This is a genomic window from Streptomyces sp. L7, assembly GCF_050990935.1.
GTDB lineage: Bacteria > Actinomycetota > Actinomycetes > Actinomycetales > Microbacteriaceae > Leifsonia.
In genome coordinates this window covers 18,814-34,409 of the sequence record NZ_CP194646.1, presented here as the reverse complement: position 1 = coordinate 34,409, position 15,596 = coordinate 18,814, and the positions used below count along the sequence as shown (strand labels likewise).

The window sequence follows — 15,596 nt, the reverse complement described above, 5'->3', positions numbered from 1 at the left end:
CCGTTTTGGGCCTAACCGCTTCCGTCCCGACAAAACCTTCTTCTTCGGTAGATCTGAAAAGACAATCCCCAAGGAGAATGGAGCGCGCTACGCGCGCCAGGCCGAATAGGAACAGGGGTTTTTCTGACGATCCGTCAGCAAACGTCCCCGAGAAGGTACGATCCCTCGACAGACTCCGACTTCTCGCGCATCTCGACCGGCACTACGGGGGTCTCTCGCCGGTCCCCGACTCGGTAAGACCGGAAAGCTCCTCACCCGCCACATCGGGCAGCTCGACCACGCCCTCACCGCCGCCGGCGTCGACCTCGACGCCTGGACCTGGTGGCAGATCGCCGACCTCGTCGACGCCCGCCACTCCGGCGACAAGACCACCGCCCAACAGAAGATCACCGCGGCCGCCGACCCCCTGCGCTACTTCATCTGGATGGTCAAACAGGTCATCACCCCCGGCGAAAAGCCCCGCACCATCATCCGCACCACCCCCGTCCAACACGCCACCCCCTCCCCCGCCCAACACGACGGAAGCCGGCCGCTGGCGCCGACCGCCGCGGAACGCCAGTCGATCGACACCACCATCCGAGAGATCCATCAGCAGACCGCCAACGAACTCCAGGCGCAGCGCACACGTCGCGCCACCGAACGGCGGCGCATCACCGACGTCCTCCTCGGCGAAGGCATGCACCCCGCCGACTTCCCCGCCGTCGTACGCAAGCTCCACACCGAAGTGCAGCAGGTACACGAAATCCTCATCACCCGGGGCTGGCAGCTCGACCGCGTCGAGCTCGACCATGGCGACATAGTCTGGATCAACGCGAAGCAGAAGGCTGACATCCCAGACGAAGCTGATCTGAACACTTCGACTACGATCCGCTTCGCTCCCCGGCGACCGCCGATGACCACGACACGTACGTAGTGAACAAGGCCGGATCTGCTCACAGCGACCGAGCTGTCACCCTCGGCGAACTCTTCCGTGTGTTGTAAGTTCCAAACTCTGTAAGTCACGAAGTCACGAACTCTGTAACTTCTGCCACGGTGTGTGTTAGCCTACTCTCGGAGTTACAGAGTTCCGAAGTACGGAAGTACGGAAGTACGGAAGTACGGAAGTACGGAAGTACGGAAGTGCCAGACTTCGGAACTTACAGAGTGCAGTCGCTGGAGATGAATCTGTAACTTACAAAGTCACGAACTCTCGAAGTCTGTTAGTCGCGAACTCGCAGACTTCCAAACTCACGAACATACAGAGTTTGCAAAACGCCGCGGGCGCAACTCTGTAACTTCCGAACCTACAGATTGGATGTCACTATGAAAATCGTTGCTGTAGCGGGCCAAAAGGGCGGCATAGGCAAGACGACGACGGTCATGAACTTGCCGGCTGTGCTCGCCAAAGCTGGGAATGATGTGCTCGTTGTTGACGCCGATGGGCAGCGGTCGACCACATGGTGGGCCGGCAACGCGGGGGAGGACCTACCTTTCGACTTCGCTCCCGACGTAGATCCCAAGAACCTCGCTCGCCTGCGAGAGCTGCCCTATGACCTCGTCTTTGTCGACACGCCCGGCAACCTGGAAGCGACTGCGACGCTCTCTGCCGTCCTCGACTCCGCGGATTTCGTCATCCTTCCTCTCGCGCCTGAGCCGCTTGCGATCCAGCCGCTGGTGCGGACCGTGAAGTCCCTTGTAGAGCCTCGTCAGCTCGACTATCGCGTATTGCTGAACAACATCGACCGACGACGTGGCGACGCACACCTCCAGGAGTGGGAGTCCATCGTCGACAACCTGGGTCTCGCTCGGTTCAAGAACCACGTCCGCAAATCGGCGAGCGTCACTGACGCGCCCGTAAATGGCCGCGTCGTAACGGACTACACGGATACGCGACAGAACCGGGCCGCGATCTTCGACTACAACTCGGTCGCGCTCGAGCTTCAATCCATCTGGGCAAACGCCCCCGTTCAGGCAGGAGCAATCTGATGAGCCGCAAGGACCTCTCGACGCTGCTCGAAAAGATCGACACTGATGACGTCGAGCCGCTGCAGCGACAGGGCGACACATCGCCGGCTTTTGACCCTGTCGTGGCCCCGCAGGCGGTAGCCGCTCCGGGGGCTGAAACGCCGCGGGTCAAGTCAGCGCCGCCTCGAAAGCGGCAGCCTGCGCAGCCCAAGAAGGCTGCCGAGCCCGCCGCGGCCGCGGCGCCGGCCCCTGTCGTCCCGGCGCCGGCCGGGGAGAGCCCCTGTATCTGCGGTTCGTTCGCAAGGAGACGCGTCTTCGCGAGGAGCAGTACGAGACGCTCACGGAGTACGCGCGCAAGCTGAATCGAGCAAAGACGCCTGGGGCAGGGGAGCGGATCACCGAGAACACCCTCATCCGGATCGCGATCGACCTCCTGATCCCGCACCTCAACGAGCTCAATGGAAACGACGAGGCGCAACTCCGTGACTCTGTAACTAACAGAGTTTAGGGGCGCGGCCTGCTCACGTCGTCGGGAGATACCTCGGGGCGAGCCCTGACGAACCGTGCCGCATGGCGAATTGTGCCGCCAACGATCGAAGTGTCCGCGGAGATTTCGACAGTGAGTGGCTCGATCAACGTGAGCTTGGTCTCGCGTTTGGGCTGGAAGCGGTCGTATGTGCGAGACGAGATGACGTCGGGCCACGGATGATCCGCTGATGCGGGTCGGAGTAGGGGAGTGAGCGAGCGGGCAGCCGTAGGCCGCAGGGGTGTCGTGCGGCCAATGATCCGCAGCTCGTCGCCCTCATACCGACCGAGGATCAGCTCGCCCGGTTGGGTCAACGTGCCGGTGACCGCTCCCGCAACGACTTCAAATGTGTCGCGGTGCTTCACTTTGATCCTTATCTGCACCTTCGGGAAGTCGTCAATCCGATCCTCGCTTTACTGTCGATGACCACGACAGTCTCTCGCCAACTTTGCCGTGCCCATGATGGAGTCTTTTCCCATTCCGCGGCGCACCGCGCTCGCGGTTCTCTTAGACGAGCGTGGGAAAGTGGCTTTGATGGGGTATTCGCTGGGCCGTCAGGTTGAGCGCCGCGGTTTTGCTCGATTCACAGCGTGCGGAGGAGAGCCTACTGGGCCTGCTTTCACCCGGGCACGACCTTCACTCGCTTTGTAAGCTAGATATGCCTGGTGGGCGGGGGCGCGTTGTAGTGATTCTGAAGCGGCTCGTTTGCGTTAACTGCCAAACAGTTGAATCGGCTTTGATGAGCAACGCAATGGCGAGAGGGAAGGTTACTTCCGAGAGTTGCATATCCGGTTCAGCACCTTCCCGGAGGTTCTCATCGGTTGAGTCGCCACCTCGTTCCAACCCTCGTGACTGGCATGAGATTAGCCTTGGTGCCTTGCTGGCGCGCCTTCTACCAGCGTTTGGTGGCGGGTGTCGTTGGTGCCGATGACGAAGGTGCCTCTTGCTGCTTCGTCGACGTCATCCTGGTCTAAGCTGACTGGCAAGGTGGTGGGGCTCACCCCGAATGAAACAGCGCCGTGTGGTGACAACGGTCCCTGAGGTGACAATGAGGAGCGCCCAGTGACCACCAGCGACCGCGACGCGTCGACCCTGCGGGGGACAGAGATTCTCGGCCCGAGCAGCGACGCGAACCTGCTACCGGAGGAGGTGCGGATCCTCTGGGACTTCGTCCACGGCGACATCATGGACGGGACGACCAGGCGGCTACTGCTGGCGAACCGGGGGATGTGCACCCGCCATGCGTGGGCTTACGCCACCGTGGAGATCGAACTCTGGCACGACGGAGCCGGCGCCCGCGGCGGGCACCAACCGTTCGACGTGTCCGTCCTCTACACAGCGTTGCTCGACGATGTCCGGTCGGCGCTGCACGGCCGCCCGAAGGCGATGCGGCGTCACCTGGCCAGCGACGGTATTTGCGTGGTCTGCGTGGATTTGAAGGGTCCCGCGCCCACGGGGATCATCGTCACGCACGCGGGGATGGATCTTGCCGAGCTGACAGTGGAAGCGAACCGGATGGCGTACATTGCCGAATGGTTCACGGAGACTGCGCCGCTGTGGTCTCGCGTCGTCTGCGCTCGGTGCGCCGGCGATCACGGTGAGGCTGCCCCCGAGGCGTCGATCCGCTGCCGTCGGCACCTGCTGGCTGGGGCGCCGCCGGAACCAACAGAGTTCGCCGCACTCGCCTCCTACCTCGGCAGGTTGCAGAGGGAGCTGTCCCGGTTGACCGCATCGATGACCCAGTCGGGAGCGCCAGCGACCCCAGCTGTCGACGCATCCTGGGTGGAGACGCTGGGCTGGTTTCACGGATGGGCGTTCCCGTTGACGCTATCGTCGCCGCTGGAGTGACCGGTGGCGGGGATGTTCCAGCCGAGGATGACCGGGTGCCCGTGCTCGTACCCGAGGATGCTTACAGTCCCGGTGTACAGGGCGAGTTTGCGTCCGTCGATCACGGGCAGATCCACCCAGGCGGCGCCGAGGGATCGCAGAAAATGGCCGTGCGCGACAAGTGCGACGTTCCCACCATGCCGCACAACGTTCTTCACCTCGGTCAGCACGGTACGAGCGCGTGCGTACACGTCGGCCGCATGCTCGCCGGGGGTGACGCCGGCGACGACTCCGTCGATCCAGAGGTCCCAGCCGTCTCCGCGGGCCTGAACTATCTCGGCGGTGGTCAGTCCTTCGAATCCGCCGTAGTCCCATTCGACCAGGTTGGGTTCGATGATGGCCTGCTGCGTCAGGCCCGCGAGCTCCGCGGTTCGCTGGGTGCGTTGGCGTGGGCTGACCAGCACCAGCTCGAACGTCACATGTGCCAGCGCGACACCGATGGCTTTCGCCTCCTCCTCTCCAACCGCGGTGAGGGGAATATCGGTGACGGAGGTGTGCTGACCGGTGACGGTCCACGGTGTCTGCCCGTGTCGGATGAGGTACGCGCGGCCTGACGGCGATGAAGTCATCGGCTCACCACTTCCGGGTTTTGATCGTGCTTCAACACCGACCAGGATCTGCCGTGCCGGACGAGTTCGTTCCACGAACCCGTCCTCGCCTCGATGGGACCGATCCGTGGGTCAATTGTTGTCAGGATGGGCCGGATCAATGCGTCGTGGGTAACCACGGCAACGGGGGTGCCCGGGTGGCTGTCCATCGCGCCGTCGAGCGCCGGCCACACGCGTTTGAGAACATGGTCTGTCGGTTCCACGCCCGGTGCGGCGTCGACGGAGCCGAACTGCGCAACGACCTCGGCCTTCACCTGACCGGTCCAGGGTCCGTAGTCGCGGTCGTTGAACTCTGGGACCACATCGAAGTCGCAGTCGAGGCGGTGGGCGATGATCTGCGCGGTGCGGAACGCCCGTTCTAGCGGGCTGCAATAGACGATGTCGATCCCTCGCCCAGTCAACGCGATCGCGGTCTCCTCGGCTTCGGAACGACCCACCTCGTCGAGCGGCGGGTTCGCCAGTCCTCGAAGTCGTCCTTCGGCGTTGAGTGCGGTCTGTCCGTGCCGGATCAGGAACAGGTGTTGCGGTTGGTCAGTCATCCTGACTTCCTCTCTGCATGTTCGGCGAGTGTGACGATGAGGTCGGCTGCGGCCTCGGGGGAACGGAACGGCCCTCGTGGACGGTGAGTTCCCTGCGGGACGGCGACCCATCGCGCCGGCAGAAAGCGGGGGTACTCGCGTCGAACTCGGCCGATCACGGCCCGGTCGCGGACCACGAGTTGGACGACGTCACTACCGGGGAACATCGGCACGAGACATACTCCGTGCGCGCATGCTGTCGCGACCGCGTTCTCTTCCAGCACGGTGAGGGTGGCGCGGGCGATGATGTTCTCGGCGACACGGAGAATGGTTGGCTCCTCCATCGTCCTCACCCCCGAACCATCCGCCGGCGAGGGCCGCCCGCCTGCACCAGTTCAGGGAGACGTTGCGCCCGGTTCTCCTCGTATTCGGCGAGGTTGCCTTCGAACCAGTACCAGTGGCCGGGGTCTTCCGGTGTGCCTTCCCAGGCGAGGATGTTGGTCGCGACACGGTTCAGGAACCACTGGTCGTGTGAGGTGATCATCGCTGAGCCGCCGAAGTCGAGGAGTGCCTGCTCGAGCGCGATGAGCGACTCTGTGTCCAGGTCGTTGCTCGGTTCATCCAGCAGCAGAACGTTGCCGCCTTGCTTGAGTGTCAGTGCGAGGTTCAGCCGGTTGCGTTCGCCGCCGGAGTAGTCCTTCACGGGCTTCTCCTGGGATTGGCCGGTGAACCCGAACCGGGCGACGTACGCACGGGCTGGCACCTCCGTGTCCCCGAGACGGACGGTTGCTTCTCCGTCAGCGACGGCCTCCCACGCGGTGCGACCCGTGTCGATGCCGCTGCGTGCCTGATCGACGTATGAGATCCGGACGGTCTCCCCGACACGGACCGCCCCGGAATCCGGTGCGAGACGACCGCTGATGATCTCGAACAGCGTGGTCTTGCCGACACCGTTAGGACCGAGCACTCCAACGATGCCGCCTCGAGGGACCGTGAAGGAGACATGGTCCAGGACGACGCGTTCGTCGAACGTTTTCGAGACGGAGTCGAGCTCGATCACGTTCGTCCCTAGCCGCGGGGGAGGCGGAATGAGCAGCTCACCAACCGGGACCTGCGAGTCACCATCCGGGCGACGGCGGGCGTCGTCTTCGCTGAGGGACGCGTACTCGCGTTCCAGCAACCGCAGCCGCTGCTTGTCGCGCCGCCCATCCACACGGAAGTCAGCCAGCCGTCTCGCCAGGTAGTCGCTGTAACTCCCGGCGAACACGTCGACCCGGCCATGTTCCACTTCGACGATTCGCCGGGCGACCGTGTCAAGGAATGACCGGTCGTGGGTGATCGCGATGACGGTTCCTGGGTAGGCGGCCAGATGCTCCTGAAGCCAGTTGGTGCTATCGGTGTCCAGGTGGTTCGTCGGCTCGTCCAGCAGCAGCAAATCCGGCTGTGCCAGCAGCAGCCGGCACAGGGCAACCCGTCGACGTTCACCACCGGAGAGCGATGCGACGAACACCGGTCCGGGTGGGCAGCGCAGTGCGGTCATCGCCTGTTCAACGCGGGATGCGACGTCCCAACCGTCGACCCGGTCCAGGTACTCCTGCAGTTCACCGAGCTCGGCCAGCGCGTCGTCGGACCCGTCCGCTGCGAGTCGGCGCGCGGCGTCGTCGTAGAGGGCGCGGGCGGTGATCGTGTCCGAGATCGCGTCCTCGATGTTCTCCAGGACCGTCTCGTCGTCACGAAGGACCGGTTCCTGCATCAGGATGCCGACGCTGATGTCCGGAGCAGTGATCGCGGAACCGGTAGTCAACGTGTCGGTTCCGGCGATCACCCCCAAGAGTGTGGATTTGCCGGCACCGTTTGGACCGATGACGCCGACACGATCGTGCTCGCTGATGGTGAGGTTGACGTTCTCGAGGATGTGTTTCGTTCCGCGGGTGATCGTCGCGTTCTCGACCCGTGCGACCCAGTGTTCTCCTGACATGGCGGGCTCCCTACCGTTGCATCTAACAGGTAGGGACCGTTGTCGACGTTCGCCGCGTTGTGGTGAGCCCCTCCACCATCGCCGACCTCACACGATACTCCGGCCGAAACGAGGGGGCTAGAGTGACGATCACGGCGATGGACCCCGCCGGAACGGCAACGTTCGAACCGCAACGCACGCTGATGGGCCTACACGCTTTCGTTAACGTGGAGGTCACTCATGCCTATCCGCCGGCTTGCGATGGATGTCGACAAGGTCGTCGACCGTCCCGACATGGTCAGCCTGGCCCGCGCAATCGAGCAGGTCTCCGGTGTCACCGCGGTGAACGTGACCGTCACCGAGATCGATGTGGAGACCGTCGGCACCGACTTCACGGTCGAAGGGTGACGACATCGACACCGAAGCGCTGTTGGGCGCCATCGAGACGGTGGGGGCGGTCCTGCACAGCATCGACGAGGTGGTCGCTGGGGATCACATCATCGAGCGTGTGGCCCGCGTGCGCTGACCATGACCGTCGCCGAGTTCGCCCGAACACTGCCGACTCTCCCGCTGGTGCTTGGCGTCACCGACGGGATGCTGAACGCGCTCACCCTCGCCGGCGGGGCGCTCCTGCGGGACGGTGCTGGCAGCCTGACACTCATGCTGGCCCTACGAGTTGGGGTCGCCGCGTTGGTGACTGCTGCGTTCACGGTGTTCGTCGCCGACTACGCCGAACGCCGTTCAGCTCTGGTCCGTGCAGCAAAGCAACTCAACATGACGGAACCGGGACGGCTCGCCGCCACCAACCTGGGCCGCAAAGCGCTACGGGAGTCCTTCGTAGCGATGATCGTCGCCGCCGGTGCAAGCCTGGTAGGCGCCAGCGCACCGCTGGCGGTCGGTGCAATCCTTCCCGGGCCCGCCTGGATTGTCGTGGCGCTCACGATCGCTTTGCTCGGCGGTTTCGGCTGGTTGCTCGGTGGGCTGCTCGCCGGGCGCCGCGGTTTCTGGGCTACGTCGATGACCGTCGGTGGGGTGGTGGTGACCGCGATCGGCGTGTGGCTCAACATCGCGTGATTTCCTTCCGCCTGGGATTCTCCGCTACGATCGCGGAACGGCGATGGATCCCGCCGGAGCGACAGCTCGAACCGCCACGACGGCCGATGGTTCCTACTTCTCCGACATCGACGGAAAGTAGGACAGCTGTGTTCACTTCAGGTTCCGAAGCGCTCGGCTTCATCGCCGATACGAAGGTCCGGTTCCTGGACGTGCGCTTCACTGACCTGCCCGGTGTGCAGCAGCATCTGACCGTCCCGGCAGACACGGTCGACGAAGCCTTCTTCACCGAAGGGATCGCCTTCGACGGTTCGTCGATCCGCGGTTTCGCGTCGATCCACGAGTCGGACATGCAGCTCATCCCGGATGTGTCGACCGCTTACATCGACCCGTTCCGCGTCGAGCGCACCATCATCATGGTGTTCGACATCTACAACCCGCGCAACGGCGAGATCTACTCGAAGGACCCGCGCCAGGTCGCCAAGAAGGCCGAGAAGTACCTCGCGTCGACCGGTATCGCCGACACCGCGTACTTCGCCCCGGAGGCGGAGTTCTACATCTTCGACGACGTCCGCTACGAGGTGAAGCAGAACTCCAGCTTCTACTCGGTCGACTCCGAGGAGGGCGCCTGGAACTCCGGCCGCGTCGAAGAGGGCGGCAACCTCGCCAACAAGACCCCGTTCAAGGGCGGCTACTTCCCGGTGAGCCCGGTCGACAAGCAGGCCGACCTGCGCGACGACATCTCGCTGAAGCTGATCGAGGCCGGTCTCATCCTGGAGCGCGCGCACCACGAGGTGGGCACCGGCGGCCAGGCCGAGATCAACTACCGCTTCGACACGATGGTCCACGCTGCGGACGACATCCTGAAGTTCAAGTACATCGTGAAGAACACGGCCGAGCAGTGGGGCAAGACCGCCACGTTCATGCCGAAGCCGTTGTTCGGCGACAACGGTTCGGGCATGCACACGCACCAGTCGCTGTGGAACGACGGCAAGCCGCTGTTCTACGACGAGGCCGGCTACGGCGGCCTGTCGGACGTCGCCCGCTGGTACATCGGCGGTCTGCTCAAGCACGCGCCGGCGGTTCTGGCGTTCACGAACCCGACGGTGAACTCGTTCCACCGTCTGGTCCCCGGCTTCGAGGCTCCGGTCAACCTGGTCTACTCGGCCGGAAACCGCTCGGCGTCGATCCGCATCCCGATCACCGGCTCCAACCCGAAGGCCAAGCGCATCGAATTCCGCGCGCCCGACGCGTCCGGAAACCCGTACCTCGCCTTCGCCGCGCAGCTCATGGCGGGTCTCGACGGCATCAAGAACCGCATCGAGCCGCACGAGCCGGTCGACAAGGACCTCTACGAGCTCCCGCCCGAGGAGGCCAAGAACATCCCCCAGGTGCCGGCGTCGCTCGGCGAGGCCCTGGACGCTCTCGAGGCCGACCACGACTTCCTCACCGCGGGAGGCGTGTTCACCCCGGAGCTCATCGAGACCTGGATCGAGTACAAGCGCGAGAAGGAGATCAAGCCCCTCGCGCAGCGCCCGCACCCGTTCGAGTACGAGCTCTATTACGGCGTCTGAAATGACGGCCGCCATCACGACTTCTGCCGGAGCACCTGGCAGAACACGAACGCTCCCGCGCCGTCATGGGTTCGTCCACGGGCCCGGCGCGGGAGCCAGAGGGGGAACGTCCTTCGCCGAGGCGTTCCCCCTCGACCTGACACCTTCGGAGGATACGCCCATGAGCGAACCGCGTGAGAGCGCTGAAGAATCGGACGAGCGCTGGATCACCCCTGGCGTGGTCTCAATAGGTGCGGCGAGCTTCTTCTCCGACTCGGGCCACGAGATCGCGACCAGCGTGATGCCTGCTTTCCTTACCAGCGTGCTGGGCGGATCGGCGGCAGTGTTAGGCGTCATCGAAGGCGTCAGCGATGCGCTGACGGGCGTGACGAAAGTTGTCGGCGGTCCGCTTGCGAACGATCCGGCCCGTCGCAGGTCGCTGGCCACCGGCGGCTACTTGGTGACAGCTGCCGCGACCGCGGCGATCGGGCTTGCGACAGCGGTGTGGCAGGTCGGCGTCCTGCGCGCGCTTGCCTGGGGCGCCCGAGGCATCCGCTCGCCCGCCCGCGATTCGCTGATGGGGTCTCTCGCCAATCCGAAAGCCTACGGCCGGTCCTTCGGAATCGAACGGGCCGGAGACAACCTGGGCGCTGTGGTCGGCCCCCTGCTGGCTGCGGGACTCGTTGCCTGGTTGGGCATCCGGCCCGCGATCTGGTTTGCCTTCATCCCCGGGCTGCTGGCGGCGATCGCGATCATCTATGCCGCACGGGAAGCGAAGCGTCGGTTCGGCGATCAAAAGGCTGGCCGGATTCGACTGCATCTGGCGGGGCTGCGGTCTGCAGGGCTGGGCCGGCCACTTCTGCCGATCCTTCTCTTCGAGTGCGGCAACCTGGCGACGACGCTGCTGATCCTGCGTGCGACCGACCAGCTGACTGCATTAGGCTTTGCGGGCGCCGCGTCGCTGGCAATTCTCTTCTATGCCGGCCACAACGCCGTCGCAGCTTTGGTGTCATACATGGGCGGTGCCTGGCTCGATCGAGCCGGGCCACGCATCGTTTTCGCGGCCGGGGCACTTGCGTACGTTTTAGGCTACGCCTCGTTCTCTTTCATGGCGCCTGGATGGGTGTTGCTCCTCACTGGATTCGTGCTAGCCGGCGCAGGCATCGGACTGGCAGAGACCGCAGAATCGGCTTTGGTGGCAAGAGCCCTTCCTGATCACATACGCGGCAGCGGATTCGGGGTGCTCGGCGGCATCCAGGCCGTCGGCAACATCGTCGGAACCGTCGTCGCGGGAATCCTGTACACCACTGTGTCGCCGACCGCAGCATTCGTCTACGCAGCCGCCTGGATGTTACTGTCGCTGGCAGCTTCGGTCTTCTTCACACACCCCAGCGCCGAGGGAACTTCGTGAAGGAGTTGCGCCCCAAATCCGACATGACCGGGTCCTGGCGGAATTCTGCTGCATTCGTTTCCCGAGCAGGAGTCCGCCCGCTTGTCATGGGGACGTTCATAGCCGTTCTCGTTCTCGGCATAGGCGGAGTCGCCATGCTGCCCGACGTGGCGGCGTGGGGCCGGGGCATAGATAGCTTCATTGCGTCGGACCTGCGGAATCCATTCGCTGTCGCGATCGCGGCCGCTCTTACTTACAGTGCAACTCCGGAAGTCACCGGAATTGGACTGACGATCGCCGGGCCGCTTGCGCTGATCGTGGCAGGGAGGCGGCTCGACGCGCTAAAGGGGTTCGTCGTGCTGGTGGGATCGCTGGGCTTCGCCGCGATTGTGAAAGCGATCATCGTGGAACCGAGGCCGCCCCAGTCACTGTGGGCGATCGCTGCGGATTCAGGGGCGTCGTACCCGAGCGGACATACCACCGTGGCAGCCGCCGCGATCGTTGCCTCCTTCATGGTTGCCTGCGGTCGCCGCTGGCGCATGGTCGCCGCCATTGGCGGAGGTATATGGGTGCTGGCGGTCGCCGCGAGTCGTGTCTATCTCGTGAACCATCACCCGTGGGACGTGCTCGGTAGCATCCTGGTCGTCCTGTCGGTTGGGATGACAGCTTCCGGGCTGATCGCTTTGCCTGCCCTGCAATCACGCCTGATCGTGATGAATGTTGGCCGATCTGCAAGACAAAAGATGGATAGGACGTCGCCATGAGATTTGATGTGACCATTGAGATCCCGGCAGGCAGCCGCAACAAGTACGAGCTCGATCACAAAACGGGGCGCATCCGACTTGACCGGATGCTGTTCTCGTCAATGACGTACCCGGTGGACTACGGATTCGTCCCTGGCACCCTCGGAGAGGACGGCGACCCGCTGGATGCCTTCGTCCTGCTGGAGGTGCCGGTCTATCCAAACGTCGATGTGGCCGCACGCCCGGTAGCGGTTCTGAGGATGACGGACGAAGCAGGCCCTGATTGGAAGATCATGTGCGTGCCGGACGGAGACCCTCGCTGGGCTGATGTTAGAGACCTCGCTGACGTCCCCGAGTCGCGGCTGGACGAGATCGAGCACTTCTTCGCGCAGTACAAAGAACTGGAGCCTGGCAAACACGCCGAGGTCGCCGGGTGGGGAGACCGCGCGGAGGCCGAGGTGATTGTCGCGGAGGCGTTCGAGCGGGGGCGCGAAACGCACTGACCCGCGCTCAGGATCTCCTCACCAGTGCAAGACAATCCGCATGGCGGGCCGCGGTCGCCAGAAGTGCCGGGGAGCGGACTGAGAGTCCAGACCGGCTCGCCTGCACCATGATTCAGGTGAGAGCGACGACTACGACGATCACGGCGAGCAGTGCGATCAGCATGTACGCCATGTAAGCGTCCAATCGGCCGGATTGCAGTTTCCGGGCCGCGGCGACGACCGCACGCACCATCGGCAGTAGTGGTCGGTAGAGGTAGCGCTGCACGACATCGGTGACGTCCACGACGTATCCGAGCCGAGCCGACGCCGCGGCGGGCCGTCCCGTTGACGTCTCGGGATCCGGGCTCAGGTCGCGCAGCTCATGCCGTGTCATCAGCAGCGCGGCCAGCACCTTACGGATCGGGTTGGCGAACCCGTAGGACGTGTACCCGGTGCGGCCAGGTGCCCCTTCCGATCCGGAGGTCCAGGCGGTCGTGCGCCGCACCCGCCAGAACCTCCGACCGGAGAACAGCACCGCCATGATGACGGTGAGTGCGACGTACGCGGGGATGACGATCCACAGCAACGTCGGCGACAGGGCGGAGAAATCAGGGAACACCGGCTGGAGGATCCACCCGCCCGCAAGAGCACCGTCGGTCACCGTTCCCACGAGCGGTCGGATTGCCGCAGCGACCATCCCCACGATCAGGGGTGCCAGTGCGGCTACTCCGAGGCAGACGGTGGCGAGGAGGAGCGTCGCCGTGCGGTGACTCCACGACCGTTCAGCCTCGAAATGAGCGGGCTTACTCTCTGCCGCCGGCTTGCCGAATGCGGTGAGCCCCACGAGGCGGACGAAGGCCAACCCGGAGATGCCGATCGTGAGCGCGACGAGGATGCCGCACACCGCCATGCACAGTTGCAGCGGCAACTGGCCGACCCGGAACTGCTGCATCAGCGCCTCCAAGGTCATCCACTCTGAGGCGAACCCCGCAGTCAACGGCATGCCAGCGAGCGTGAGGCCGCCGACGACGAGACCGAGACCAGCAAACGGGAAGGTTCGGGTGACCCCACGGAGCTGGTCAAGGTCCGTGGTGCCGAGCCCTGCTTCGACCGCGTTCGCGCTGACGAAGAGCAGCGACTTCGCGGCGGCGTGGGTGATTACCTGGAGAGTTCCTGCCAGCAAGCCAACCGCGACGAGTTGCTTCGATCCGACCGTCTCGCCGACCATTGCGACGGCGAATCCGGCTCCGATGACTCCGGCGTTTTCCACGCTCGACCAGGCGATCAGGCCGCGCAGATCGGCGTGGACGGCGGCATGGGCGATCCCGAGGACGGCCGACACACCGGCGAGCAGGAGAACCACGCAGGTGAGCCAGATCGGTGGCTTACCGAGGACGTCCAGGGTTCGCCAGAGGCCGTAGAAACCGGCGTTGACGGCCGTGCCGGCCAGGAGCGCGCGGACTGGCCCCGGTGCGGCCGAGTAGCCGGGTGGCAGCCAGACGTGGGCGGGGACCAGCCCGACCTTCACCGCGAATCCCGCGAGGAGCAGGGTGTAGCCCAGCGCCGTCCACGGGCCAGGATACCTGCCGAGGTCGGAGAGGGCGATCGAACTGGACTGTGCTGCGAGGACCCCGCCACCGAGCAGCAGCAGAGCACCGCTGGTCTTGCTGAACCCTGCGGCGAGAACCGCTGCTCGCCCCCGCCCGGTCCGCGTCCGGTCGAAGCCGACGGCCAGATAGAAGGAAAAGCCGAGCAGCTCCCACCCCGCGAGCAACGTGAACAGGTCATTCGCGGCCAGCACGAGGCCGACCGCGAGCCCGACGAGCGCGGCGGCCGCGCTAAGCCGCGGTCGGGATGTCCCACCGCGGGTGAGGCCAACCAGAAAGGCAGGGACTGCGACGCCGAAGGTGATCACGAGGAACAACCCGGTCAATGAGTCGACATGGAGCCCGATCGCGCCGAGTGGCGGGGACGACTCGAGCGTGGTGGACTCGCCGGTTCCGGCAAGTGCACGGGCGCCGACGACGATGAGCAGCACAGACGCCAGTGCGGAGAGCGTCCAGGACGTCGCGGCAGCCCTGCGCGCCCAGCGCTGAGTGCTCGAGTCCGCTCGGAGCGCCAGCCAACCGATAGCACCGGCAGCGAGGAAGATAAGGAGGCTGACCACGGTCATCGTCGCGTCTCCGTCCGGTCGGGCAGGCGGTCGAGGGCGAGCAGGATCCCGTGCAGGATCGCGAATGGGGACGCCGGTGAGCCGGGCACCCACACGTCGACGTCGAGAAGGCCGCCGATGCCGCCGGAGACGGCATAGCCGGTGCCGACGATGCCTCCGCTGATCGCGTCCACCCCGGTGGCGATCACGACGATCGGGTCGGGCATGGCATCAAAGGTTGCACGCAGCGCAGCCGTCATGCCGTGGGCGCCGAGCCCGGTGACGAGGAGGATGTCGGCGTGACGCGGGCTGGCGGTGAAGAACAGGCCGAGGCGGTGGAGATCGTAGACGGGGTTGGTGAGCGCCTGCACCTCCCACTCGTCGGATCCGTCCGAGCCGGTGTCGATGTGCCGTAGGTGGACGGAGCGCCGTAGTCGCCGCACCCGAGCAGCGAGGTCCGCGCGAACTTCACGAAGTGTCTCCTCGGTCTCGACGTGCTCGCCGACGACGATGCTTCGGCGGGTGAAACCTGCGACGTCGGAGCCGTAGCGCCACGTGAAGGTGTGTGGGGCGATGAGCGGGCAGCGGCCGCAAAGGATGCATCGGCCGCGGTCGAGTCGCAGGTTCCCGTCGACTCCGCGGTAGATGGCTTCGGTCGGGCAGGCATCGATGGCGCGATCCGTGTCGCGGTCGTCCGCCTCGGCCGAGGTGATGTCGATGGTGCCTGCCAACCCGTCACCGTATTCGTCTGGTCGTTGCGGCCAACGGGTGGTGATCACTCCG

16 protein-coding genes and 1 riboswitch are annotated in these 15,596 nt (G+C 64.9%); of the genes, 10 read left to right on the top strand and 6 right to left on the bottom strand.

Annotation, left to right across the window (positions count from 1 at the left end; genetic code table 11):
• Window positions 1-424 precede the first annotated feature (424 nt).
• Window positions 425-913 (top strand): hypothetical protein, encoded by a 489-nt coding sequence (locus ACR5MH_RS22125; protein WP_407791912.1) that lies wholly within the window; start codon window positions 425-427, stop codon window positions 911-913.
• 389 nt (window positions 914-1,302) lie between these two features.
• Window positions 1,303-1,965: a ParA family protein gene (locus tag ACR5MH_RS22120; RefSeq protein WP_115697622.1), complete on the top strand. Its 663-nt coding sequence runs from the start codon at window positions 1,303-1,305 to the stop codon at window positions 1,963-1,965.
• Between the two features lie 483 nt (window positions 1,966-2,448).
• Here the strand turns inward: ACR5MH_RS22120 and ACR5MH_RS22115 are convergent, their stop codons facing one another.
• Window positions 2,449-2,835 carry a hypothetical protein gene (locus tag ACR5MH_RS22115; protein WP_147295956.1) on the bottom strand — a complete coding sequence of 129 codons (387 nt, stop codon included), beginning with the start codon at window positions 2,833-2,835 and terminating at the stop codon, window positions 2,449-2,451.
• A gap of 697 nt (window positions 2,836-3,532) precedes the next feature.
• Here ACR5MH_RS22115 and ACR5MH_RS22110 point away from each other — a divergent pair.
• Complete coding sequence (locus ACR5MH_RS22110) at window positions 3,533-4,318, top strand: hypothetical protein (protein WP_407791910.1); 786 nt, start codon at window positions 3,533-3,535, stop codon at window positions 4,316-4,318.
• Here the strand turns inward: ACR5MH_RS22110 and ACR5MH_RS22105 are convergent.
• The 3 genes from ACR5MH_RS22105 to ettA all read right to left on the bottom strand — a co-directional run bounded on the left by ACR5MH_RS22105 (window position 4,273) and on the right by ettA (window position 7,461).
• Complete coding sequence (locus ACR5MH_RS22105) at window positions 4,273-4,926, bottom strand: histidine phosphatase family protein (protein WP_407791909.1); 654 nt, start codon at window positions 4,924-4,926, stop codon at window positions 4,273-4,275. The two genes, ACR5MH_RS22110 and ACR5MH_RS22105, sit on opposite strands and share 46 nt — an antisense overlap.
• Window positions 4,923-5,504, bottom strand: a complete 582-nt coding sequence (locus ACR5MH_RS22100; protein ID WP_407791908.1) for a histidine phosphatase family protein — start codon at window positions 5,502-5,504, stop codon at window positions 4,923-4,925. Before ACR5MH_RS22100 ends, ACR5MH_RS22105 begins: the two co-directional genes overlap by 4 nt.
• A gap of 328 nt (window positions 5,505-5,832) precedes the next feature.
• A complete protein-coding gene (ettA, locus tag ACR5MH_RS22095) occupies window positions 5,833-7,461 on the bottom strand; it encodes an energy-dependent translational throttle protein EttA (RefSeq protein ID WP_407791906.1) in 1,629 nt (542 codons plus the stop codon).
• Window positions 7,462-7,680: 219 nt separating this feature from the next.
• On the opposite strand from ettA, the gene ACR5MH_RS22090 reads away from it, so the two are divergent.
• The 7 genes from ACR5MH_RS22090 (at window position 7,681) to ACR5MH_RS22060 (ending at window position 12,682) form a co-directional block, all read left to right on the top strand.
• Complete coding sequence (locus tag ACR5MH_RS22090; RefSeq protein WP_407791905.1) at window positions 7,681-7,848, top strand: DUF211 domain-containing protein; 168 nt, start codon at window positions 7,681-7,683, stop codon at window positions 7,846-7,848.
• A gap of 22 nt (window positions 7,849-7,870) precedes the next feature.
• Window positions 7,871-7,966 carry a DUF211 domain-containing protein gene (locus ACR5MH_RS22085; protein ID WP_407791904.1) on the top strand — a complete coding sequence of 32 codons (96 nt, stop codon included), beginning with the start codon at window positions 7,871-7,873 and terminating at the stop codon, window positions 7,964-7,966.
• Between the two features lie 2 nt (window positions 7,967-7,968).
• Window positions 7,969-8,514 carry a hypothetical protein gene (locus tag ACR5MH_RS22080; protein WP_407791903.1) on the top strand — a complete coding sequence of 182 codons (546 nt, stop codon included), beginning with the start codon at window positions 7,969-7,971 and terminating at the stop codon, window positions 8,512-8,514.
• Between the two features lie 30 nt (window positions 8,515-8,544).
• A riboswitch (Fluoride riboswitch) is annotated at window positions 8,545-8,617 on the top strand.
• A 25-nt stretch (window positions 8,618-8,642) separates the two neighbouring features.
• Window positions 8,643-10,067: a type I glutamate--ammonia ligase gene (glnA, locus tag ACR5MH_RS22075; RefSeq protein ID WP_407791902.1), complete on the top strand. Its 1,425-nt coding sequence runs from the start codon at window positions 8,643-8,645 to the stop codon at window positions 10,065-10,067.
• 160 nt (window positions 10,068-10,227) lie between these two features.
• Window positions 10,228-11,457, top strand: a complete 1,230-nt coding sequence (locus ACR5MH_RS22070) for an MFS transporter (RefSeq protein ID WP_407791901.1) — start codon at window positions 10,228-10,230, stop codon at window positions 11,455-11,457.
• 134 nt (window positions 11,458-11,591) lie between these two features.
• The gene (locus ACR5MH_RS22065; protein WP_433862718.1) at window positions 11,592-12,200 is read left to right on the top strand and encodes a phosphatase PAP2 family protein; all 609 of its coding nucleotides are present in this window, start codon (window positions 11,592-11,594) and stop codon (window positions 12,198-12,200) included.
• A complete protein-coding gene (locus ACR5MH_RS22060) occupies window positions 12,197-12,682 on the top strand; it encodes an inorganic diphosphatase (RefSeq protein ID WP_407791899.1) in 486 nt (161 codons plus the stop codon). Before ACR5MH_RS22065 ends, ACR5MH_RS22060 begins: the two co-directional genes overlap by 4 nt.
• Window positions 12,683-12,794: 112 nt before the next feature.
• Here the strand turns inward: ACR5MH_RS22060 and ACR5MH_RS22055 are convergent, their stop codons facing one another.
• Window positions 12,795-14,834 (bottom strand): proton-conducting transporter transmembrane domain-containing protein, encoded by a 2,040-nt coding sequence (locus tag ACR5MH_RS22055; protein ID WP_407791898.1) that lies wholly within the window; start codon window positions 14,832-14,834, stop codon window positions 12,795-12,797.
• On the bottom strand, window positions 14,831-15,544 hold the full coding sequence (locus ACR5MH_RS22050; protein ID WP_433862717.1) for an NADH:ubiquinone oxidoreductase: 714 nt from the start codon (window positions 15,542-15,544) through the stop codon (window positions 14,831-14,833). The genes ACR5MH_RS22055 and ACR5MH_RS22050 overlap by 4 nt, the downstream gene beginning before the upstream one ends.
• Between the last annotated feature and the right edge of the window lie 52 nt (window positions 15,545-15,596).